The organism is Pseudodesulfovibrio sp. 7M6 (assembly GCF_050058625.1).
Classification (GTDB): Bacteria; Desulfobacterota; Desulfovibrionia; order Desulfovibrionales; family Desulfovibrionaceae; genus Pseudodesulfovibrio; species Pseudodesulfovibrio salinus.
Window position 1 is genome coordinate 3,914,649 of sequence record NZ_CP188816.1, and the last position, 19,807, is coordinate 3,934,455.

Sequence of the window (19,807 nt, forward strand, 5' to 3'; positions counted from 1 at the left end):
ATACAGGCATAGATTGAACAGCAAACCCGATTCCAAGGAGTCCGTATGCCCGTCATCCGCCGTTCGGCCCTCGTCTTCTGTCTTCTGGCCGTTTTTTTTCTGATCGCCACCTCTGCCCTGGCAGGCCGCGTCCTGCGACAGGCGACCAGCCAGGAAGTCTATGTGCCGGTTTATTCCCACGTCTATCAGGGTATAAAAGGCCGACCCTACAACCTCTCCGCGCTGCTTTCTATTCGCAACGTGGATCACGCCCAGTCCATCACCGTGACTTCGGTCCAATACTACAACGACCACGGAAAAATGATGAAGGAATACGTCTCCGAGCCTGTGACCATCGGCCCTATGGTTACCTATGAAGTGCACATCCCCGAGCGCGACCAGCAGGGCGGCTCCGGAGCCAACTTCACCGTCAAATGGACTTCGACCCAGAAGGTCAATATCCCCATCATCCAGGCCGTCATGATAGGCACCGCCTCCACTCAGGGCATCTCCTTCGTCTGCGACGGCGTGGTCATCGAGGAAGACTAAGACCCTCCGGGGGCGCCTCCGGCGGGGCCAAAGAACCTCTTGAAAGAGGTTCTCTGGACTCTCCAGAACTTTTTGTTTGCGCTGCGCGCGGTATGTGCGGAGGGGGCGGTAGTTGATGGGATTAGCTGAACTGAGGCTGGGAGAACGAATTACTAAAAAATGAAACAGTCCTCGATTTCTCAATAAGATAGCGTCCTTCGCGGCAATCCCCGCGAAGCGAAACCAAAAAGTTTTGGAGATTCTTAAGAACCTTTTTCAAAAGGTTCTTAAGCCGCCGGAGGCATTCCTCCTCCGGCGGCTTTTTCGTGCGGGATTACTTGTCGCGGGACACGGCGAAGGGGGAGAAAGCCTGCTGTACGGGCATGACTTCGAGTTCGTTGATGTTGACGTGTGCGGGCAGGGTCGTGGCCCAGTAGACGCACTCGGCGATATCTTCGGGCGTGATGGACTGGGTGCCCTCGTAGACCTTGTCCGCGGCTTCCTTGTCGCCCTTGAAGCGGACGACGGAGAATTCAGTCACGCACATGCCGGGTTCGATGCAGGTGACCCGGACTTTGGTGCCGAGCAGGTCGGCGCGCATGTTTTTGGAGAAGTGATTCACGAAGGCCTTGGTGCCGCCGTAGCAGTTGCCGCCGGGGTAGGGGTAGTTGCCCGCCACGGAGCCGAGGTTGACCACGTGGCCGGTGTCGCGCTTGACCATGCCGGGCAGGATGGCGCGGGTGATGTAGGTCAGGCCCTTGATATTGGTGTCGATCATAGTTTCCCAGTCGTTCAGATCGCATTCCTGTACGGGCTCCAGGCCGAGGGCGAGTCCGGCATTGTTGACCAGCACGTCGATGTCGGCGAACTCGGCGGGCAGGGATGCTACGGCCTTTTCGCAGGCGGTGCGGTCGCGCACGTCGAAGCAGAGGGTTGCCACGGGGGCCGGGGCCAGTTCGGCCTTGAGTTCATCCAGCCGTTCCTTGCGGCGTCCGGTGAGGACGAGCCGCCATCCTTCGCGGGCATATCGTTCGGCCATTGCCTTGCCGAATCCGGCGGTGGCGCCGGTGATGAAGACGGTTTTCTGCATGGTGCATCTCCGTTGGTTTCAGGTGAAAGTCGAAAGGGCTTTGTGGAGAATGCAAGGGTAAAAGCATAATTCAGAGGCGTAAAGTGGTAATTCACTACCAAAATGTATGGAACTGTTCGCCAATTTGACAATTTGGGGCAAAAAAAGAAATGTTCTCCGGTCGAAAGCGCCGTGAAATGGACTTTTTAGAGATATTGGGGTAGAAAACTCTGTTTGATGCGGAAAAAAGTTCATCATATCTGCCTGTTGAGGGGTGGCGGCGAATAATATTTAGCTTGCTATCGGAGCGGATTTTTACTATATGATTGGGTACTTATGGCAAATCTAATTCTTGACGACGTCTGTGTGCGCTTCGGCGGATTGCAGGCTCTGACCGACGTTTCTTTTTCCGTTTCCGAGGGGGAGGTCATCGGGCTCATCGGCCCGAACGGCGCAGGGAAAACCACAGTCTTCAACGTGATCACGGGTGTGTATCACGTGTCTTCGGGCACGGCCAGCTACGACGGCAAGACCATCACCGGGCTGCGGCCCTACCAGATTTTGGGCATGGGTATCGCACGGACTTTTCAGAACATTCGTCTGTTTCAGAACATGACCGCGCTGGAGAACTGCATGGTCGCCCAGCACAGCCGGTCGAAAAAAGGCGTGCTCGGAGCCATCCTTCGGTCCCCGTCCCAGAGGCGGGAGGAGGAGCGCATCCAGGCCAAGGCGCAGGACGCGCTGGATTTCATGGGACTGGGCAAGCGGGCCGATGAAGTGGCCTCCAACCTGGCCTACGGCTATCAGCGCCGGTTGGAGATTGCCCGGGCGCTGGCAAGCGAGCCGCATACCATCCTGCTGGACGAGCCTGCCGCAGGCCTGAACCCGGCCGAATCCCGGGAGTTGATGGAGTCCATCGGGCGCATCACGGAACTCGGGATCAACGTGCTCATGGTGGAGCACGACATGAAGGTTGTCATGGGGATTTGCAACCGCATCATCGTGCTGGATCACGGCGTAATGATCGCGGAGGGGCTGCCGGAGGAGATTCAGCGCAATCCCGCCGTGATTGAGGCATATTTGGGTCAGTAAGTGAGAGGCTGGCCACAACCGCAAAATGGAGAGAGAGTGTCTATGAAACGTTTACTCGTGCTGGTAGTGGCCCTGGCCATGCTGGGTCTCGTGCTCGGCGGCTGCGGCGGCAAGGAGGAGAAAAAGGGCGAACAGGTACTCAAGATCGGTACCATGTCGCCGCTGACCGGTCCCTATGCGGCCGATGGCAATGACATCCGTCAGGGCGCGGAGATTGCCGTGGAAGTCTTCAAGGCCAAGGGCGGCATTCCGGGGTTCTCCGATATCAAGGTATTTCCGCAGGACAGCGCCTGTGATCCGAAACAGGCCGTTGCCGCTGCCAACAAGCTGATCAACGAGAAGGTCACCGGCGTGGTAGGTGCGTACTGCTCCAGTTCCACCATCCCGGCCTCCGAGACCCTGGCCGAGGAAAACATTGTCATGCTGACCCCGGCCTCCACCAGCCCCAAGGTCACCGAACGGGGCCTGCCCTACATGTTCCGCACCTGCGGCCGCGACGACCACCAGGGTCCCGCCGCCGTCAAGTTCATGAAAGACGTGCTGGGCGTGAAGAAAATCTTCATCGTGGACGACAAGACCACCTACTCCCAGGGACTGGCCGACGGCGTTGAGGTTGCGGCCAAGGAAGCGGGCATCGAGGTCCTGGATCACGACCACGTCAACCAGGGCGACAAGGATTACTCCGCCGTACTGACCAAGGTGAAGGCCGCCAATCCTGATCTGGTCTACGTCTCGCTGCAGAACTCCGCCACCGGTGCGCTCATGGTCATTCAGGCCAAGCGCATGGGCATCACCGCCACCCTCATGGGACAGGATGCCGTGTACCATCCGCAGCTTATCGAGATCGCCAAGGATGATGCCGAAGGCATGTTCCTGACCTTTGGCGCCATCGACAAGAACGCCCCGGCCTTCAAGGAATTCCAGGCCAAGTGGAAGGAGAAGACCGGCAAGGAGCCCGGTGCCTACTCCGCCTACTCCTTCGACTCCGCCACCGCTTACCTTAACGCGGTCAAGGCCGCCGGCACCACCGATCCGGCCAAGGTGCGCGAGCAGCTCACCAAGCTGAAGTTCACCGGTGCCTCCAAGGAAATCTCCTACAACGACAAGGGTGATTCCGGCTCCAACTACACCGTCTACCAGATCAAGGACGGCAAGTTCGTGCCTTACTGGAACTCCCTGACCGGCGAAAAGTACTAGCCGCACACCGTAAAAACGACCGGGGTCCCGCACTGGCGGGGCCCCGGCACCGGAATCCCATGGAATTTTTCATTCAACAGCTGATCAACGGCATCACCCTCGGCGGCGTGTACGCGCTCATTGCCCTGGGCTATACCATGGTCTACGGCATTATCCAGCTCATCAACTTTGCCCACGGCGAGTTCTTTGCCGCGGGCGGATACATGGGCGTGATCCTCATTTCCTATCTTTCCGCGCAGGGGGTGAACCCCTATGCCTGCCTGGCCATCGGTCTGGTGCTGTCCATGGGCTACTGCGCACTCCTGGCCATGGCCGTGGAACGGCTGGCCTACCGGCCGCTTCGGCAGGCGTCCCGGCTGGCTGTGCTGCTCTCCGCTCTCGGCATGTCCATCTTCCTGCAAAACGGATTGATGCTCACCCAGGGCGTGTACGACAAGGCCTACCCCACGGAGATCACTTCGGGCGGCCTGCACTGGGGCATGGTCTCGGTCTCCTATATGCAGATATTCATCGTGGCCCTGACGGCGGTGCTGCTCATCGGGCTCAACCTGCTGGTCTTCAAGACACGCATCGGCCGGGCCATGCGCGCCACGTCCCAGGACAAGATCATGTCCGCGCTGGTCGGCATCAATTCCAACCGGATCATCGCCATCACCTTCGCCATCGGCGCGGGGCTGGCGGCCGCCGCCGGTATCATGGTCGGGCTGTACTACGGCTCGGTCAACTACTCCATGGGCTTTGTGCCGGGCATCAAGGCCTTTGCCGCCGCCGTTCTGGGCGGCATCGGCAACATTACCGGCGCACTCATCGGCGGGCTGATCATCGGCATGGTCGAAATTTTCGCGGCCGGATACATTTCCGGCGAGTACAAGGACGTTTTCGCCTTCATTATTCTGATCGCGGTCCTCTATTTCAAACCCACCGGCATCATGGGAGAGAACGTTGACGATACGCGGGTCTAAAAAATTGTGGACGGGCTGCGCCGTCGGTCTTGTCTGGTTCCTCATCCTCCTGTGGCCCCTCCTCGGCATCAAGCCCGAAGGGCTGGAGTTCGCCGCGACGTTCAAGGTCTTCGGCTATGTAGCCGTGGCCGTCGTGTTCGTGCTCTTTTTCTATCAGGTCAAGGAAGCCGGTTATCTGGATTCGGCAGGCAGGCCGATCAAATCCGCCGCCGGGCTGATCCAGCGGTTCTACGAGCGCACGCCGACGTGGATGCTGCTCCTCGGCGTCCTTGCCGTGGCCGTTGTCTATCCGCTGGTGACGGGCCGCTACGCCCATGACGTGGCCATCTCGGTGCTCATCTACATCTGCCTCGGTCTGGGCCTGAACGTGGTGGTCGGTCTGGCCGGTCTGCTCGACCTCGGCTATATCGCCTTCTACGGGGTGGGCGCGTATACCTACGCCCTGCTCAGTCTGCATTTCGGGCTTTCCTTCTGGGTCTGTCTGCCCATCGCCGGTGTGATGGCGGCCATTGCGGGCAGCATCATCGGCTATCCGACGCTGCGTATGCGCGGCGACTATCTGGCCATCGTCACCCTCGGTTTCGGCGAGATCGTCCGCCTCATCCTGAACAACTGGATGGAGCTGACCAACGGTCCCAACGGTATCCTCGGCATCCCCCGACCCTCGCTGTTCGGCTACGAATTTCGCAGTCTGGCTTCGCTCTATTACGTCATCCTGGCCATCGCGATCATAACAATCCTTTCGGTTTTCCGTCTGAATTATTCGCGCATAGGCCGGGCCTGGGAGGCCATTCGCGAGGACGAGACCGCTGCCGAACTGATGGGCGTGAACACCTTTTTGCTCAAGCTGCTGGCCTATGCCATGGGCGCGACCTTCGCCGGATTCGCCGGGGCATTCTTTGCGGCCCGGATGCGCTTTGTCGGCCCCGAATCCTTTTCGTTCCTGGAATCCGCCATGGTGCTGTCCATGGTCGTGCTGGGCGGCATGGGGTCCATCCCCGGCGTCATCCTCGGTGTGCTCGCCCTGGTGGCCCTGCCCGAGGTGTTCCGCGAATTCGAGCTGTACCGTATGTTGGTCTTCGGCGGCGTGATGACCCTGATGATGCTGATTCGGCCCGCGGGCATCTGGCCTGCCAAACGTGTCGGCCGACGGTCCGAGGAAATGGAGTAGAAAGACAAGATGGTTGAGAATCAGCCCATACTGGAACTGAGGAACGTGGTGTCGGCCTATGGCCGCATCAAGGCGCTCAAGGGAATTTCGCTCAAGGTTTATCCCGGCGAGATCGTGACCGTCATCGGCGCCAACGGCGCTGGCAAGTCCACCACGCTGATGACCATCTGCAACGTGGTCAAGGCCGTGCAGGGCGACATCCTTTACATGGGGGAGCGCATCAACGACGTCGGCAGCGACGTGCTGCCCACCATGGGTCTGTGTCAGGTCCCGGAGGGGCGGCGCATCTTCCCCCGGCTTTCCGTGATGGAAAACCTGGACATGGGCGCATTCTTCCGCAGCGATGCGGCCGGAATCAAGGAAGACCTCGAACGCGTCTTCGAACTGTTTCCCAAGCTTTTTGAACGCCGTAAACAGATGGGCGGCACCCTCTCCGGCGGTGAGCAGCAGATGCTGGCCATGGGCCGGGCCTTGATGAGCCGTCCCAATGTTTTGCTTCTGGACGAACCGTCCATGGGACTGGCCCCGCTGCTCGTGCAGCAGATCTTCAACATCGTTAAGATGATCAACGAGCAGGGCGTCACCGTGGTGCTGGTGGAGCAGAACGCCAATCTGGCGTTGCAGTGTGCCAAGCGCGGTTATGTTTTGGAGACCGGCTCCGTGGTCATGGAGGATGACGCGCAGGCGTTGCTGAACAACCCGGATATTCGCAAGGCGTATTTGGGCGAGTAGGTTTTCCTTTCGTTTTTTTTTGAAAGAAACGCCCCGGATGCTGACGCATTCGGGGCGTTTTTGTTGTTGGAGATGGGTGGAGAAGTGAAGGGAAGTAAAGGGAAGGGAAGAGAAAGACCAAAAGGCAGAAGTTGAGCCGCCTCCGGCGGGATTCACTTTAGAGTGTTTCGCACCCTCAAGGTGCGAGTTACTTTTGGACCAGAGCGCCCAAAAGTAACCAAAAAGCGCTCTTGGGGTGCCATGCCCCTCGCCCCGGTGACGGGCCAAGAATCTGATCCAAACGGCCTGCGCTCCCGCGCCCCATGGCGGGGACTTAAAACCGCCGGGCCGCGAAAATTCGCTCCGGCCGTTTGGTCAGCTTCTAAGCCGCGTCCCCGCAGGGCTTCTTCGAAGTAGCTTGGCTATGCGCCATTGCGGCAAGCAAAAGTCTGAACATCCGCAAAAGAAAGTCCTGAAGACATACGTCCGGCCTCGGAAAGCGTCACAGTTAATTCGCTGAGACCAGCCCTGTGTTTCGACGGTTAACAGCCGACCAAGCGGGTAAGGCGGCTCCCGTAAGCCACCCGGACGGCTGGCGGTAGCCTCGATCTGTTCGCGGAGGAACGGTACTATACTTTTCATTTGATGGAGCCGTCCCGCTTGGATCGGATGCTTCCGGCGAAACACGCAGGCGGCCAGTCTACCCCCAAGGGCCTTTTTCGTTCTTTTTGGCCCAGCAAAAAGAACCGCCGCCCGCGCAGGGCATGGAGGGGATTTTGAAGCCGACCGGCTTCAAACCCGGCTCTCTGCTCTTGGTATTAAAGGCAAAAGCAGAAAGCAGAAGCAGAAGAGAAAGACAAAATACAGAAGTGGAGTCGCCTCCGGCGGGATTCATTTCAGAGTGTTTCGCACCCTCAAGGTGCGAGTTACTTTTGGACCAGAGCGCCCAAAAGTAACCAAAAAGCGCTCTTGGGGTACCATGCCCACCGCCCCGGTGACGGGCAAAGAATCTGATCCAAACGGCCTGCGCTCCCGTGGCCCAATGCGGGAAGCTTAAAACCGCCGGGCCGCGAAAATTCGCTCCGGCCGTTTGGTCAGCTTCTAAGCCGCGTCCCCGCAGGGTTTCTTAGAAGCAGCTTGGCTATTCGCCGCTGCGGCAAGCAGAAGTCTGAATATCCGCAAAAGGAGGTCCTGAAGACAACCATCTGGTCTCGGAAAACGTAACAGTTAATTCGGTCGAGACCAGCCCTGTGTTTCGACGGTTAGCAGCCGACCAAGCGGGTAAGGCGGCTCCTGTCAGCCACCCGGACGGATGGTGGTAGCCTCGATCTGTTCGCGGAGAAACGGTACTATACTTTTCATTTGATGGAGCCGTCCCGCTTGGATCGGATGCTTCCGGCGAAACACGCAGGCGGCCAGTCTACCCCCAAGGGCCTTTTTCGTTCTTTTTGGCCCAGCAAAAAGAACCGCCGCCCGCGCAGGGCATTGGAGGGATTTTGAAGCCGACCGGCTTCAAACCCGGCTTTCTGCTCTTGGTATTAAAGGCAAAGGCAGAAGCAGAAGCAGAAGAGAAAAACAAAATACAGAAGTGGAGCCGCCTCCGGCGGGATTCACTATAGAGTGTTTCGCACCCTAAAGGTGCGAGTTACTTTTGGACCAGAGCGCCCAAAAGTAACCAAAAAGCGCTCTTGGGGTGCCATGCCCCATCGCCCCGGTGACGGGCAAAGAATCTGATCCAAACGGCCTGCGCTCCCGCGACCCAAGGCGGGGACTTAAAACCGCCGGGCCGCGAAAATTCGCTCCGGCCGTTTGGTCAGCTTCTAAGCCGCGTCCCCGCAGGGCTTCCACGAAGTAGCTTGTCTCTTTGACGTTACGGCAAGCAAGAACCCGAACATCCGCAAAAGAAGGTCCTGAAGACAACCGTCCGGTCCTGAAAGGCGTTGCAGCTAATTCCCTGAGACCAGCCCTGTGTTTCGGCGGTTAGCAGCCGACCAAGCGGGTAAGCGGCTCCCGTGAGCCACCCGGACGGATGGGGGCAGCCTCGATCTGTTCGCGGAGGAACGGCACTATACTTTTCCTGAAATGGAGCCGTCCCGCTTGGATCGGATGCTTCCGACGTAACACGTCGGCGGCCAAGCTACTCGCAAGGGCCTTTTTTCGTTCTTTTTTGGCCCAGCAAAAAAGAACCGCCGCCCGCGCAGGGCATGGAGGGGACTTTGAAGCCGAACGGCTTCAAACCCGGCTCTCCTCTTTTCCCTTAATCACAAGATCAAGAAAGACCATCCTCCGCAACATCGCCACTCAAGAAAACCCCTTCCTCCACCCATAAATTGTGGTAAGCCCGCCAGGAATCCGCCTCATCCGCCGCAATGCGGTGCCGAATATTCACGGTAAACGGAGCGGGATAACTCGCCCGTACTTCCCGGGCCAGGGCGTCGATGCCCGACTTCTCCAGCGCTTCGACAGGGTGGACGAAATCGAAATACTCGGTCTGGCGACGCAGAGCCGTGCGGGATCGGATATCCCAGTTGTTACGGAGCTGTTCGTCCCGCATCACCTTGAAATTGCAGGAGCCGTGTACGCGGTAGTGATAGAGCGGCTCATCCACGAAATCGATTTTTTCCGGTCCGGCCAGTTCGGCCATGGGCAGGGCCAGGGAGAGGTCACCCGCGCAACGAAAATAATTGCCGTCGCGGTCGCGAAATGTGTTGTCCGTCAGCAGATTGAACAGATACCCCTTGAATGATCGGGGGTGGGCAAAACACCATGCCTGCGCGCGGGCCGGGGCGGATCGGATGAATGGTCTGCCCACGGAATGGCCGCCGCCCTGTATCTCGTCGTCGGCATAGACCAGATCAAACCCGGCCAGGTGGCGTTCCCACAGCCGCTCCAGACAGGTAGGGGCCAGCCAGTCGTCACCGTCTACCACGGCCGCAACGTCGTTGGGACGCAGGGAGAGCGAGCGCAGGGCGGCCAGGGTATTGCCCATCAGCCAGGCGCGTTCGTTTCCGGTGCGCAGCCGGATACGCGGGTCGTCCAGAAAGGGGCGCACGCGCTCGGAGGTGTCGTCGTCGGACCCGTCGTCGGCCACCAGCGCGGTCCAGCCGGTAAAGGTCTGGGTGAGGAGCGAATCCAGGCATGGCCTTATGTACTCCCCGCAATTGTAGGCCGGAATGATGACGAAAAAGCGTTCGGGCGTGAGCAGGCTCTGCATGTCAGTCCGCCAGTTCCGCAGGCAGGGCGTAGAGCACGCTCTCGTTGAGGCTGCCGTTGTAGTGCCCCAGGTGAAAAACGTAGTTCTCCAGTTGTTCGGCCATGGAGAGCGGGAGCCTGAAGAAGTCTTCCTTCAGGTGATAGATGCACACGGCCAGTTGCGGCCGGTGGTTTTTTATGGTTCGGCGCGCGCCGTCGAGCACACGCTGTTCCGCGCTCTCCACATCCAGGCAGATGTAGTCGATGCGCTTAATGCCCTGCTCTTCGACGAATTCATCAATGGAGACCGTCTGTATTCGGGGGCAATCCTGTTCGGCCGCGTCGTCCTGGCAGAAGGTTGCGACAGGGCCGCCACTGGCCAGTGGCAGCGAGCAACTGTGATTCCACAGGCCGAAGGGGTGGATATGAACCCGTCCGGAACCTTCTATGATGGTCAGGGTCGCGGGCTTGATGTTTGCGATGCCTTGGGGGTCGAACCCGTGGATGGCTTTGATGTTCGGGAAGGCTTCCAGAAAGCGCAGGCAGTCGGTGCCGTCGAAGACCCCGGCGTGGATCATCGTTGCGATGGGCTTTCGGTCCACAAAATCCAGATACTGGCCCTGCTGGTGTCCGAGCAGGCTGGACCGAACCTGAAGATAGTCGGTGATGGTCGGGCAGATGCTCTGGGTATCGACCAGCGGAGAGCCCTGGCGACGGCATTCGGTCAGAAACCGGAATATTTCACGATCCTGCTCCGTGGCCAGCAGAGCTTCGGCCTCCTCAAGTTGGGGTCTGGCTGCCTGCAATTCGCTGTCTGAAAAAACATACTTGTGCCAAAGCCACATGGCGGCCACCGCCCAGGGGCCGATCCCCTGCGCGTCCAGCCCCGCGCCGATGTCCTGCCACCACGCGGAGGCAATGAGGATGAGATCGAAACCGCCCTCAATGGCGGAGAGGCCGTCTCGCTTTACAATCGGCAGCCCGTGCGCCTCGCCTGGGCGAAAGGAATCCGCCAGACAGGGGACGGTGATGTCGGGACGCTGGGTACGGATACGCTCAAGCACGGCCTTGGCCGCCGCGCCGGTCCCGTAGATGACGACCCGGCCGTTTTTCGGCAGATCGTCCAGGTCGAGGAATTGTTCATTCATGATGTGTCCCTTTGCTTCCGGGCTGTGGTTACTGGCCGCTGATTTTGCCGGAGCCGAGCACGCCCATGCATGTCTCGCCCAGACCGTCGCAGGGGGCGCACAGGCCGTAGTCCGGGCAGGTGTCCACGCAGATGTCCTCCCGCAGCGGATGGGAGAAGATATCCTCCATGGGCCGGTCCTTGCGCATCAGCCTGGATACGCACTGGTAGCGGGTTCCTTCCGGGTCGATAAGGTAGATGCGCTTGCGGCACAGGGCGTCTCGCCCGGTATCGCGCATACAGCCCGCAAAGTCGCGCTGGTCCACGTCCACTTCGATGGGCAGCCCCTGCTCGCGGAAAAATTCCAGGTCGTCCGCCAGGGTTTGCTGGTTCTCGTGGGCCTCAATGGCGTGGGCCGTGAGGGTGAAGCGCGGATTGTCCAGGATGAGTCGGGCGTTGTTCAGGAAGACTTCGCGGTCCGGCCGCTGATGGGCGTGCCAGCTGGCAAAGAACCGGACCTCGCGGTTCAGGGCGCGCAGTTGGTCTGTCACGTCCATGCTCAGGTTGGTGTAGACCGAAACCGAGAGGAACGAGTCGATGCGGTTGATGAGCCCGGGCAGGTCCTTGAACAGGAACGGCTCGCCGCCGGTGAAGACCACGTGGCGCCCCTCGCGGTTGATGGCCTCGACCCAGGCATCGGCCGAGGCGGGCTTGCGTTTCTTGTCCACATTGCGGGTTTTCTCATTGACGCAGTAGGGGCAGTTCAGGTTGCAGGCCAGGGTCAGATAGATGCGAAGTTTGCCGTCAAATCGGGCGTTGTTCGCATAGGAGGAAACCAGTTCGCGGCCATGGGATTCAGCCAGGGCGTTCAGCACTCCGGGGCGGGTCGGGGCATAGCGGAAGGTGCGTTGCAGGAAGCCGCGCCGCGTTTCCTTGTAGATGGCGTTGCGCAGTGTCAGCGCAAGGCCGTAATTGTCCTGGTGCCGGGCCAGCACGCCGGGATGGTCGGCGTTTACGGCCATGGATTCATAGAAATCAATGACAGGCTCCACCAGTGTGTCGGCAAAGTCCGCCTCTCCTTGCTCCAGATGGCGCTGCGCAGCGGCCAGATAGGTGGCCAGTGTGGCGTGGGTGTTGTGGTTGATTGCCGTGAAATCAAAGAGGGCCGCCTGCCCGTCGTCACCGGCGCGGGAGGCGAAGAGTTCGGCCATGCGCGCCGCGTTTTCTTTTTCCGATCCCATGGCCCGGATGTGGTCCAGGGAATTGGTCGCCAGCCGCCCCAGCAGGTCCGGGTCGCGATGCAGGGAGGCGATACGGTCCGCCGCGCCGGTGATGTCACCCACCTCAATGCGACAGCCGGTCTCGTTGTCCAGGCAGTAGTCGCGCATGCCGCCGATATCCGTGCATACGGGTACCGCGCCGCAGGCCATGGCCTCCATGGGCGGAATGTGCAGCCCCTCCTGCTCGCTCATGGCCAGCCAGATGTGGCAGGCGCGCATCAGGTCCGCCAGCTCCGTGCGGGACGGACAGCAGAGATACTCGGCATAATCCGGTATGGTTTCCGGGCGCTCCACGGCGCCAAAGAGCTTGAGCTGCACCGGCGTGCCGCGCAGACGCAGGTTCTCCACCACGGCCAGCAGGTCGCCGAACCGCTTGCGCGTCATGGCGTTGTACAGGCCGCCGATGACCAGCCCTTCCGGGCCGGGCATCCGCTTGTCACCGGGATAGAAGAGATCGAAATCTATACCGTAGGGGATGCGCGTCGCTTTCTTTGAGGTATGCGTTGCTGCCGCATCCTCCAGATAATGGGCCACGGCCACAAGGTGCACGGGCTGCCGCCAGTTGCCGATGATCGATTCGCTGGTGCCGGACCAGTTTTCGAAATCCTGCAAATAGGCGAACTTGGCGCCCTTGGACGCAGGCAGCCCGGCCAGCTTCTCGGCCATGGACCAGGAGCTGCACAGCACGGCGTCCGCGTCCGGCACTTCATCGGCCCGCAGCAGCGGGGAGTAGACCAGCCCTGCCTTCACCTCGCACAGGTCGAAGCAGAAGGAGTGGGTGTAGGTCAGGTACGTCTCGTGCCCCATGTCGGCCAGCAGGTTGGCATATTTGACGATCTGGAGGCATCCGCCGCAGTTGCGGAAGCCATCGTTCAGGAAATTGATTTTCACGCGGTTGCCTCGCTTGCGTTGAGAAGGGCGTCGGCCTCGGCCAGCACCCGGTCCGGGGAAAGGTCTTTCAGACATGGATAACCGATTTCGCAGGAAAATTCACCCGGTCCGAGCCGTCCCGGCCCGCTTTGCCTGCCCTGGCAGGGCTGACAGGCGAGATCCAGGGAGATACTCACGGCATTGGGGGCCAGCGGCTGGTTTTTGCTCTTGGAGGACGGTCCGAAAAGCACCAGGGTGGCTGCGCCGGTAGCTGCGGCCAGATGGGCCAGCCCGCAGTCGTTGGCAATGACCAGCCGCGCTGCGCGCAGAATGGCCGCGGCCTCGGGCAGGGACGCATCGGTGACGAATTCCGCGTCCACGCCGCGCAGGGCATGAAGAAAATCCAGCCTGTCGTATGCGTCCAGATCCGCCTCGCGGCAGAGGATCAACGGCCGGTCCAGCCTTGCGGCCAGCGCGGCGAAGTGCGGCCAGCGCTTGGAGTCCCAGCCCGCCTTGGAGCCTGGGCAGAGAACAACACGGCCACGCCGGGATGCCGGGATGGCGGCATCAAAGCCGCCAACAAAGGTCCGGATCGGATCGGGACGGATGCCGGTAACGTTCTTGAAAAACTGGGCGTACGCTTCAGGCTCCGGCCGGTCGCCGGGCTCGCGGTAGGGAGAGTGGAAATATTCGCCCCCGGTTCGATAGGCGCGGGCTTCTATGTTCAATCGGATATCCGCTTTTATATGGTCGAGGTCCTCGGGTCCGATTACGGTAAGGCCATCCGCCGCACCGCGAAACAGCGAAGCCAGGGAGACGCCCGGCGTGTCCGCAAGGGGCAAAAAATACGTTTTGAGACCGAGGTCCATGGCCGCAGCCAGCAATGGCGTGGTCTGAATCACGTTGCCGATGCCACCGCAGGCCGAAAGCAGGAGCGATCGGGCCTCGGCCATATCGCCCTTGGGCTGTGCCTGGACAGAGTTGCTGCCGGACTGCCCGAGGAGCGTTATGCGGGTCGCGCCCATGAGGCCCAGCGCCGTAATGTAGGCATCCCACCCATGGCGGCGGTCCTCGTCGCGCACCAGAATGGCGTCGGTCACCGGTGCCACCAGGGCTGTCAGCTCATTCAGATCAGCCCGGGCAGGCGTAAGGCTGCCGCTCGCATAGGTAACGATGCGGCTGTTCGGAAACTGTTCGGCCGCCGAAGCCTTGTCCGTCTCGTGGCACAGCACCGTACCGGGCCGTAGGTCCCGAATATGGGCCAGCGAAATGAGTCCCGGTTCCGGGAGGACGAGGACGCCTTCCGAGCGGCTGGTGGTGGAACCGGTTATGGATACGGACATGCTCGCTGATCTCATTGCATAGGTTGATGGACGTTCACCCGGAAATTTTTATTCGATAACTGTATGATCAGTCTCGCTGAAAACTTTGGACAAAGTGCCCATATATGTCAACGCCTGCCCGGAGTTTTCGTTGTCTCTCAGAGTGTCTGCATTGGCCTGGCGTCATACCTTGGGCAATTTTTTCCCATAATTTGATACAAAGCAAGGATGATGCCGCGCTGTGTCGCTTTGCGCCTTGCCATTATAAGGGGACGGCTTTCCCTGGGGCTTGTACGGATGAAGCCGAAAAAATTGGAGATTAACGCATAGAGCGAAGAATATGGGTGTGATGCTATTGGCCTGCTGGGAAAGGGAGAATGCCTTGCTGAGAGGCTTAAACCATTCACCGATAAAATGGTCGGGGTTTCCCTCTGAGACGGCCCCGGGGCGGGAAACGTTTTTTCATTTTCCCTGCGGCCTGTTTTGATTACGATGCATCCGGTGCCGCGGTGTCATGCGGCCGGGCTCGATCAATTTTCCTGGGCAGAACAAATAGGATACCCTGCCAAAGATATTCAATAAAGGAGGAATCCGTGGCGAAACACGGCGACGATACGCTTTTTGATCTTGGCAAGTTGGAATTGCGTCCCTTGAGCGAGCGGGTGCACGACCTGGATACGACGGTGATCGGTCCGATGGCCCCGGTGGCCGACATTCATCCCGGCCTTGCAGCCACGGCCAAAGCGTTGAAGGCGGCACGCGAAAAGGGAGCGGCACGCATATTGATGATCGGGGCGCATGTGCTTCGCTCCGGCGTCCAGCGCTATCTGTTCGACCTTATGGAAAAGGGCTTGATTTCCCTCATCGCCGTCAATGGGGCCTGCGCCATTCACGATTTCGAATTCGCGCTGATCGGCGCAACCACCGAGTCTGTTGCCAAATACATCCGCGACGGCCGTTTCGGGCTGTGGCAGGAGACCTCGCGCCTCAACGATATCGCCTCCGATGCGGCAAGGCGGAAGATGCCGCTGGGCCATGCCGTGGGCCGGGCCATTTCCGAGGGTAAGTTTCCGCATCGTGACATCAGCCTTTTTGCCAAAGCCTACGAACTGGGCATCCCGGTGACGATGCATGTGGGCATCGGGTACGACATCGTGTGCGAACATCCCAACTATGACGGCGGTGCCTGGGGGGCGACCTCCCACTTGGATTTTCTGCGCTATACCGAGGAGGTTCGCAATCTGGAGGGCGGCGTGGTCATGAATTTCGGCAGCGCCATCATGGCTCCGGAGATTTACCTGAAGGCCTTGTCCATGGCCCGCAACGCGGCCCGGCCAACGGGCGAGAGCATCCGACACTTCACCACGCTGGTCTGCGACCTGCATGATCTGCCCGACGATTTCCGAGTCCAGCCGTCCAAGTCCACCGCCGGGTATTATTTTCGTCCGTGGAAGACCATGCTGGTCAGGACCGTTGCGGACGGCGGCACCAGTCATTACGTCAAAGGCAGACACGCCGAGACCGTTCCCATGCTGTGGACGGCCTGTACCGGGGCCGGAAGTGATAATTAATTCGTCTGATCGGAGCGGGGGGGGCGTAATTGACTCCCTCCGCTCCGGATGCGTTCAGGACTCGGCAGGGATGAAGCCGACAGGACGCATTCGGTACAACGTGGTTTCATGGCCGACGATGTACAACTCCTCCTGCCCGTTTTTTTTCACCAACTCAAAATCATATTTAATGCATTCCGGCATTGCTTTCTGAAAGAGCGAATTCAGTTCCGGCCCCAGGCAGCCTATGCTGCCGTACGACGAAAAGAGAATATTGTTGTTGTATCGTCGTGCGAAGAGGACGGGCACGGTACGGCTGAACGTTCTGCATAGCTCGGCAGGGACCAGTCCCTTTTTCAGGGAAATCAGGCGCAGAAGCGATCTGTCGGTGTAGGGCACAAGCTCGACGGCGTCTTCCGAAACCATGAATGCCAAGAATTGTTCGAAGTATTTTAGCGGAATATCCGGTTCTTCAAGGATATTGAATTCTGCATCCATCAGGACGAAGTCGCGGTTGTGATTCAGGACCTTGTCTCGACAGATCATGGCCGCGATCCTTCCGGAGGACAGCAGCTTGCTGTGGCAGATGAAGAAATCCAATTCCCGGCTCTTCAGTACGTTTCCGGTCGTTTTATCCACCCACGTTACGTTTTTTGCCCATCCGGACATTGCGTATTTGTCCCCAAGGTCGAGCATGTTGAAATTGCGGAGTTCGCCCTTCAGAGCCGGATCGTCGCAAAAGATGCCGAGTGGGGTCCACTCTTCGGAGAAAAGGGCTATGGACCTGTCGTGGCTGACCAGATAGCGCTTGTTTTCCTCATCCCAGATGATGGACTGGGGAAGCGAGAACGCATAGGGAATCGGCTGAATGTTGAAAAGTGGAACCATGTCCGCCGGTGCCGGTTCGGTCGAAGGCCGGGGAGGTTCCAGTATGCCGCTCGCCTGGGCGGCCTGGTGCAGTGCTTCGGAATCCGGCATGAGCCGGGCGTAGCGGGAACATAAGACGGCAGCGCGTTCCAGATCCCCACCTTCCACAAGCCCGTTCAGAAGTTGCTCCAGGCAGGCATACATGGATTCCATGGCTCGGTGCAGCCTAGATTTCACCGCTTGGTTGAAGTTGGCTGCAAGGGCAATAAAGCAATGCACCTCGTCGGATATGGTTTGTCCGTTTTCCGCAATGCCCGTTCCAAAGGTCAGGCCTCCAAGGTGGGCGGAAGCGTCTGTGCCCGCCGCGTGAAAACGGGACTCCAATTCGAAAAGCGTTTCGAGATCGGCCCCCTCTGCGGCCATGCGGAAAGCGGTGTCCCCGATGTCATCCAGTGTGGAAAGCAGCGCGTCAAGCATGGTTATTCCCCATTTTCCAGTTTGATGACGCAGCGCAGCATGTCTACCCTGTTGCGTACCATCGGTCCTTCATCATCGCCCAGCTCGAATGGCATGAACCGGGAGACGTCCGGCAATTCCGTTCCGCTGACACCCTGTGGAAAAATGAAGAGCCGTCCGTCCAGGCTTTGATCGACAGGCATTACCTGCCTGCCATGCAGCACTTTGCCTGTCTGCTCGTCTATTGGGCGGGCGAAGATATCGACTCCCCACGGTGCATTTTCCGGGCAGAAGGGCTGTCTGGTTTCGGAGCATGTGGCGGAGCTCTTAAAGAGCATGAAAAACATTCCGGCCACGCCTTCGCAGGACAGCGTTGCCTCCGGCTGTTTGGGCGTCAGGTGGTATGCGCGTACCTTGCTGCCGAACAGACCGTCCAAAGTGAGCGGAAGCAAACGGAGAAGCAGCCCTTCGTCCGGGATTTTTGTGGCGCGAAAATAGAATTGTCCTTTCGGCAAACGGGTTACGGACAGTATGTCCTGCGCTTTCCAGGTAAAGGCGTCACCGCATAGGAGGTCTCTGCAGGCCAGCACGCGGTAGCCATTGCCTTCCTGAATGATGGCGATATCTTCGCTCGTATGGATGCCCGGTGCCGTTTTCCATGTCACGTCGAGTGCCGAATAGCTGGGAGCGATGACGCCTTGCCGCTGCCAAAGCGACAGAGCCTCGGCTTGAAATGGGCGGCTTGCGACGTATTCCCCATGGTTTTGCGACATGTCGGCCAGCAGGAGAAAGTCTGCCTGTACCAGTTCCCAGAAGGAACGGCATTGGGGCATGTGATCGACCAGGGTCGAGACCGTGCCCATCGGTGCGGTAGCCTGTTTTCCCGCTTTCAGGGCAGCAGCCAATGTTCTGCTTCGCAATAGTGGTGAACGAAAATTCAGGGCCGCAAAGGGGGGTGTTTGTTCATCCCGCCCGATTAAGTGTGGGATAATGCCGTTGAGCCCGGCGGGAAAGGGCTCGAGTGTATCCGATGCATGGCAGTGCATGACGGTCAGCCCTTTTTTTTGCGCCAGGTCAAGCAACGGGGAGGCGTCTCCCGCGACCAGCACATCGAAATCCTGGGAGGCGAGCCGCCCCATCCATCTCGAAAGCAGTTTGATGCCGTCCTTTGACAGCCAAAAATCTTCCGCTTCGGACAAGAATGCCGGGACGATAATTCTCATGCCGCCGCACCCTTGAGCAACGCTTGGGAGGCACAGGGGGAATACAGTCCCTCCAGAAGAACCTTTTCCGCCAGCTGAAGGTCTTCCAGCGTGTCGATGTCGACAAATTCGACTTCTGACAGCGTGTGGCAATAGATCCGTTCATAACGGATATATGGATGGGTTACCGTAAGATTCCCATAGGGGCGGTATAGCCGATCATTTACGGCATAGGTCGCGGAGCGGTCATCGCGCTTGGAGTGGACAAGGCTGCCTATCGGCAATTCGTCGATGCGTTTGACCGTGATGGCGGTAGTGAATCCTTCATCCCGGATTTTCATGACGCAGGTGTCGATCATCTCTGGTGTCTTGAACGGGCTGGTCGGGTACAACACTGCCTGAATAACGGGCCGAGGGTCTTCCTGATAAAGACGATTATACGTGTACCCGGTGGCCTCCCCGATCAGGGAATTGTCTCCGGCGAATTCCTTTGGCCTCAGAAAGGGAACCTCCGCGCCGTACTCTCTCGAAATGGCGGCAATTTCCTCGTCATCCGTACTGACGACCACCCGGTCCACGGTCTTCGCATTCAGGGCCGCTTCTATGGAATAGGCGATGAGAGGCTTGCCGCAGAGGGGGAGAATATTTTTCCTCGGCAGTCCCTTGGAGCCGCCCCGAGCCGGTATGACGGCAATGCAGCCTAGTTTTTCGGGATGTGGTAATGCCATGTCGATCAATCCTTAAACCTTGGCGGCTTCACCCGTTGTTTTTTTCTGTATGCCCAAAGGCCGGGCCTTGGGGATGCCTCTGTTTGTGCCTGAACTCCCATGGACGTCCTGTGCTCCGTCAAAAGTTCGTCGCGGTCAATCCTTACTATTGCCGTCTGTTCAAGAAAATGCCTTCAAGCTCCATTGGGACCATGATGCTGTTATCATGGTTTGCCATTCCTTCCACCGTTTCACCATGCAGGCGGCTTAATCTCCCTGTGGGAGATGGACAAGGCGAGCGCAGTTATTTGTTTTTTTTAAATATTATTCCACCATGTGTTATAGTGCCCCACCTTGTGTCGATGGTGCTATACCGCTCATATTGTTGTCAAGGATAGTTTGTTTTGTTAGTAAACGATTCACCGGTTTTCCGCGTTCAGGTCCCCATCCTTCATGTTGGTATATCGGCAATTCCCTAATTTGGGTTTATACCAGCAAGGGGCGTGCCATCAAATAACCCGTAGTG

15 protein-coding genes are annotated in these 19,807 nt (G+C 58.9%); 7 read left to right on the top strand and 8 right to left on the bottom strand.

The window, feature by feature from the left end; translation table 11 throughout:
* Nucleotides 1-45 precede the first annotated feature (45 nt).
* Nucleotides 46-528, top strand: coding sequence for a DUF3124 domain-containing protein (locus ACI0FG_RS18105; protein WP_419786417.1), 483 nt, complete (start codon nt 46-48; stop codon nt 526-528).
* Nucleotides 529-841: 313 nt separating this feature from the next.
* Here the strand turns inward: ACI0FG_RS18105 and ACI0FG_RS18110 are convergent, their stop codons facing one another.
* Nucleotides 842-1,597, bottom strand: coding sequence for an SDR family oxidoreductase (locus ACI0FG_RS18110; protein WP_419786418.1), 756 nt, complete (start codon nt 1,595-1,597; stop codon nt 842-844).
* Nucleotides 1,598-1,912: 315 nt separating this feature from the next.
* Here ACI0FG_RS18110 and ACI0FG_RS18115 point away from each other — a divergent pair, with 315 nt between their 5' ends.
* Genes ACI0FG_RS18115 through ACI0FG_RS18135 form a run of 5 tightly spaced genes read left to right on the top strand, consistent with a single transcriptional unit; the run spans nt 1,913 to nt 6,730 of the window.
* A complete protein-coding gene (locus ACI0FG_RS18115) occupies nt 1,913-2,668 on the top strand; it encodes an ABC transporter ATP-binding protein (RefSeq protein WP_419786419.1) in 756 nt (251 codons plus the stop codon).
* A gap of 42 nt (nt 2,669-2,710) precedes the next feature.
* On the top strand, nt 2,711-3,865 hold the full coding sequence (locus ACI0FG_RS18120; protein ID WP_419786420.1) for a branched-chain amino acid ABC transporter substrate-binding protein: 1,155 nt from the start codon (nt 2,711-2,713) through the stop codon (nt 3,863-3,865).
* Nucleotides 3,866-3,924: 59 nt separating this feature from the next.
* Nucleotides 3,925-4,827, top strand: coding sequence for a branched-chain amino acid ABC transporter permease (locus tag ACI0FG_RS18125; protein WP_419786421.1), 903 nt, complete (start codon nt 3,925-3,927; stop codon nt 4,825-4,827).
* Entirely contained in the window at nt 4,808-5,998 is a 1,191-nt protein-coding gene (locus ACI0FG_RS18130; RefSeq protein WP_419786422.1) for an ABC transporter permease subunit, read from the top strand. Before ACI0FG_RS18125 ends, ACI0FG_RS18130 begins: the two co-directional genes overlap by 20 nt.
* 9 nt (nt 5,999-6,007) lie before the next feature.
* The gene (locus tag ACI0FG_RS18135; protein ID WP_419786423.1) at nt 6,008-6,730 is read left to right on the top strand and encodes an ABC transporter ATP-binding protein; all 723 of its coding nucleotides are present in this window, start codon (nt 6,008-6,010) and stop codon (nt 6,728-6,730) included.
* Between the two features lie 2,248 nt (nt 6,731-8,978).
* Here ACI0FG_RS18135 and ACI0FG_RS18140 read toward each other — a convergent pair.
* From ACI0FG_RS18140 to ACI0FG_RS18155, 4 genes are read right to left on the bottom strand one after another with little or no spacing between them, the layout of a single operon-like run.
* The gene (locus ACI0FG_RS18140) at nt 8,979-9,923 is read right to left on the bottom strand and encodes a glycosyltransferase family 2 protein (protein ID WP_419786424.1); all 945 of its coding nucleotides are present in this window, start codon (nt 9,921-9,923) and stop codon (nt 8,979-8,981) included.
* A 1-nt stretch (nt 9,924) separates the two neighbouring features.
* The gene (locus ACI0FG_RS18145; RefSeq protein ID WP_419786425.1) at nt 9,925-11,049 is read right to left on the bottom strand and encodes an FkbM family methyltransferase; all 1,125 of its coding nucleotides are present in this window, start codon (nt 11,047-11,049) and stop codon (nt 9,925-9,927) included.
* Between the two features lie 28 nt (nt 11,050-11,077).
* Nucleotides 11,078-13,198 carry a glycosyltransferase gene (locus tag ACI0FG_RS18150; protein ID WP_419786426.1) on the bottom strand — a complete coding sequence of 707 codons (2,121 nt, stop codon included), beginning with the start codon at nt 13,196-13,198 and terminating at the stop codon, nt 11,078-11,080.
* Nucleotides 13,195-14,520 carry a glycosyltransferase family 9 protein gene (locus tag ACI0FG_RS18155; RefSeq protein WP_419786427.1) on the bottom strand — a complete coding sequence of 442 codons (1,326 nt, stop codon included), beginning with the start codon at nt 14,518-14,520 and terminating at the stop codon, nt 13,195-13,197. The genes ACI0FG_RS18150 and ACI0FG_RS18155 overlap by 4 nt, the downstream gene beginning before the upstream one ends.
* Nucleotides 14,521-15,092: 572 nt before the next feature.
* Here ACI0FG_RS18155 and ACI0FG_RS18160 point away from each other — a divergent pair.
* The gene (locus ACI0FG_RS18160; protein WP_419786428.1) at nt 15,093-16,070 is read left to right on the top strand and encodes a hypothetical protein; all 978 of its coding nucleotides are present in this window, start codon (nt 15,093-15,095) and stop codon (nt 16,068-16,070) included.
* Nucleotides 16,071-16,124: 54 nt separating this feature from the next.
* Here ACI0FG_RS18160 and ACI0FG_RS18165 read toward each other — a convergent pair whose 3' ends face one another.
* The 3 genes from ACI0FG_RS18165 to ACI0FG_RS18175 are packed head-to-tail and all read right to left on the bottom strand — an operon-like array spanning nt 16,125 to nt 19,302.
* Nucleotides 16,125-17,393, bottom strand: a complete 1,269-nt coding sequence (locus ACI0FG_RS18165) for a hypothetical protein (protein ID WP_419786429.1) — start codon at nt 17,391-17,393, stop codon at nt 16,125-16,127.
* A 2-nt stretch (nt 17,394-17,395) separates the two neighbouring features.
* Nucleotides 17,396-18,595 carry a hypothetical protein gene (locus ACI0FG_RS18170; RefSeq protein WP_419786430.1) on the bottom strand — a complete coding sequence of 400 codons (1,200 nt, stop codon included), beginning with the start codon at nt 18,593-18,595 and terminating at the stop codon, nt 17,396-17,398.
* Nucleotides 18,592-19,302 carry an acylneuraminate cytidylyltransferase family protein gene (locus ACI0FG_RS18175; RefSeq protein ID WP_419786431.1) on the bottom strand — a complete coding sequence of 237 codons (711 nt, stop codon included), beginning with the start codon at nt 19,300-19,302 and terminating at the stop codon, nt 18,592-18,594. Before ACI0FG_RS18175 ends, ACI0FG_RS18170 begins: the two co-directional genes overlap by 4 nt.
* Between the last annotated feature and the right edge of the window lie 505 nt (nt 19,303-19,807).

What these genes read in the sequence shown, in the direction of transcription:
- ACI0FG_RS18105 (WP_419786417.1), top strand. Translation starts at nt 46, where the DNA reads ATGCCCGTCATCCGCCGTTCGGCCCTCGTCTTCTGTCTTCTGGCCGTT.
- ACI0FG_RS18110 (WP_419786418.1), bottom strand. Translation starts at nt 1,597, where the DNA reads ATGCAGAAAACCGTCTTCATCACCGGCGCCACCGCCGGATTCGGCAAG.
- ACI0FG_RS18115 (WP_419786419.1), top strand. Translation starts at nt 1,913, where the DNA reads ATGGCAAATCTAATTCTTGACGACGTCTGTGTGCGCTTCGGCGGATTG.
- ACI0FG_RS18120 (WP_419786420.1), top strand. Translation starts at nt 2,711, where the DNA reads ATGAAACGTTTACTCGTGCTGGTAGTGGCCCTGGCCATGCTGGGTCTC.
- ACI0FG_RS18125 (WP_419786421.1), top strand. Translation starts at nt 3,925, where the DNA reads ATGGAATTTTTCATTCAACAGCTGATCAACGGCATCACCCTCGGCGGC.
- ACI0FG_RS18135 (WP_419786423.1), top strand. Translation starts at nt 6,008, where the DNA reads ATGGTTGAGAATCAGCCCATACTGGAACTGAGGAACGTGGTGTCGGCC.
- ACI0FG_RS18140 (WP_419786424.1), bottom strand. Translation starts at nt 9,923, where the DNA reads ATGCAGAGCCTGCTCACGCCCGAACGCTTTTTCGTCATCATTCCGGCC.
- ACI0FG_RS18145 (WP_419786425.1), bottom strand. Translation starts at nt 11,049, where the DNA reads ATGAATGAACAATTCCTCGACCTGGACGATCTGCCGAAAAACGGCCGG.
- ACI0FG_RS18155 (WP_419786427.1), bottom strand. Translation starts at nt 14,520, where the DNA reads ATGTCCGTATCCATAACCGGTTCCACCACCAGCCGCTCGGAAGGCGTC.
- ACI0FG_RS18165 (WP_419786429.1), bottom strand. Translation starts at nt 17,393, where the DNA reads ATGCTTGACGCGCTGCTTTCCACACTGGATGACATCGGGGACACCGCT.
- ACI0FG_RS18170 (WP_419786430.1), bottom strand. Translation starts at nt 18,595, where the DNA reads ATGAGAATTATCGTCCCGGCATTCTTGTCCGAAGCGGAAGATTTTTGG.
- ACI0FG_RS18175 (WP_419786431.1), bottom strand. Translation starts at nt 19,302, where the DNA reads ATGGCATTACCACATCCCGAAAAACTAGGCTGCATTGCCGTCATACCG.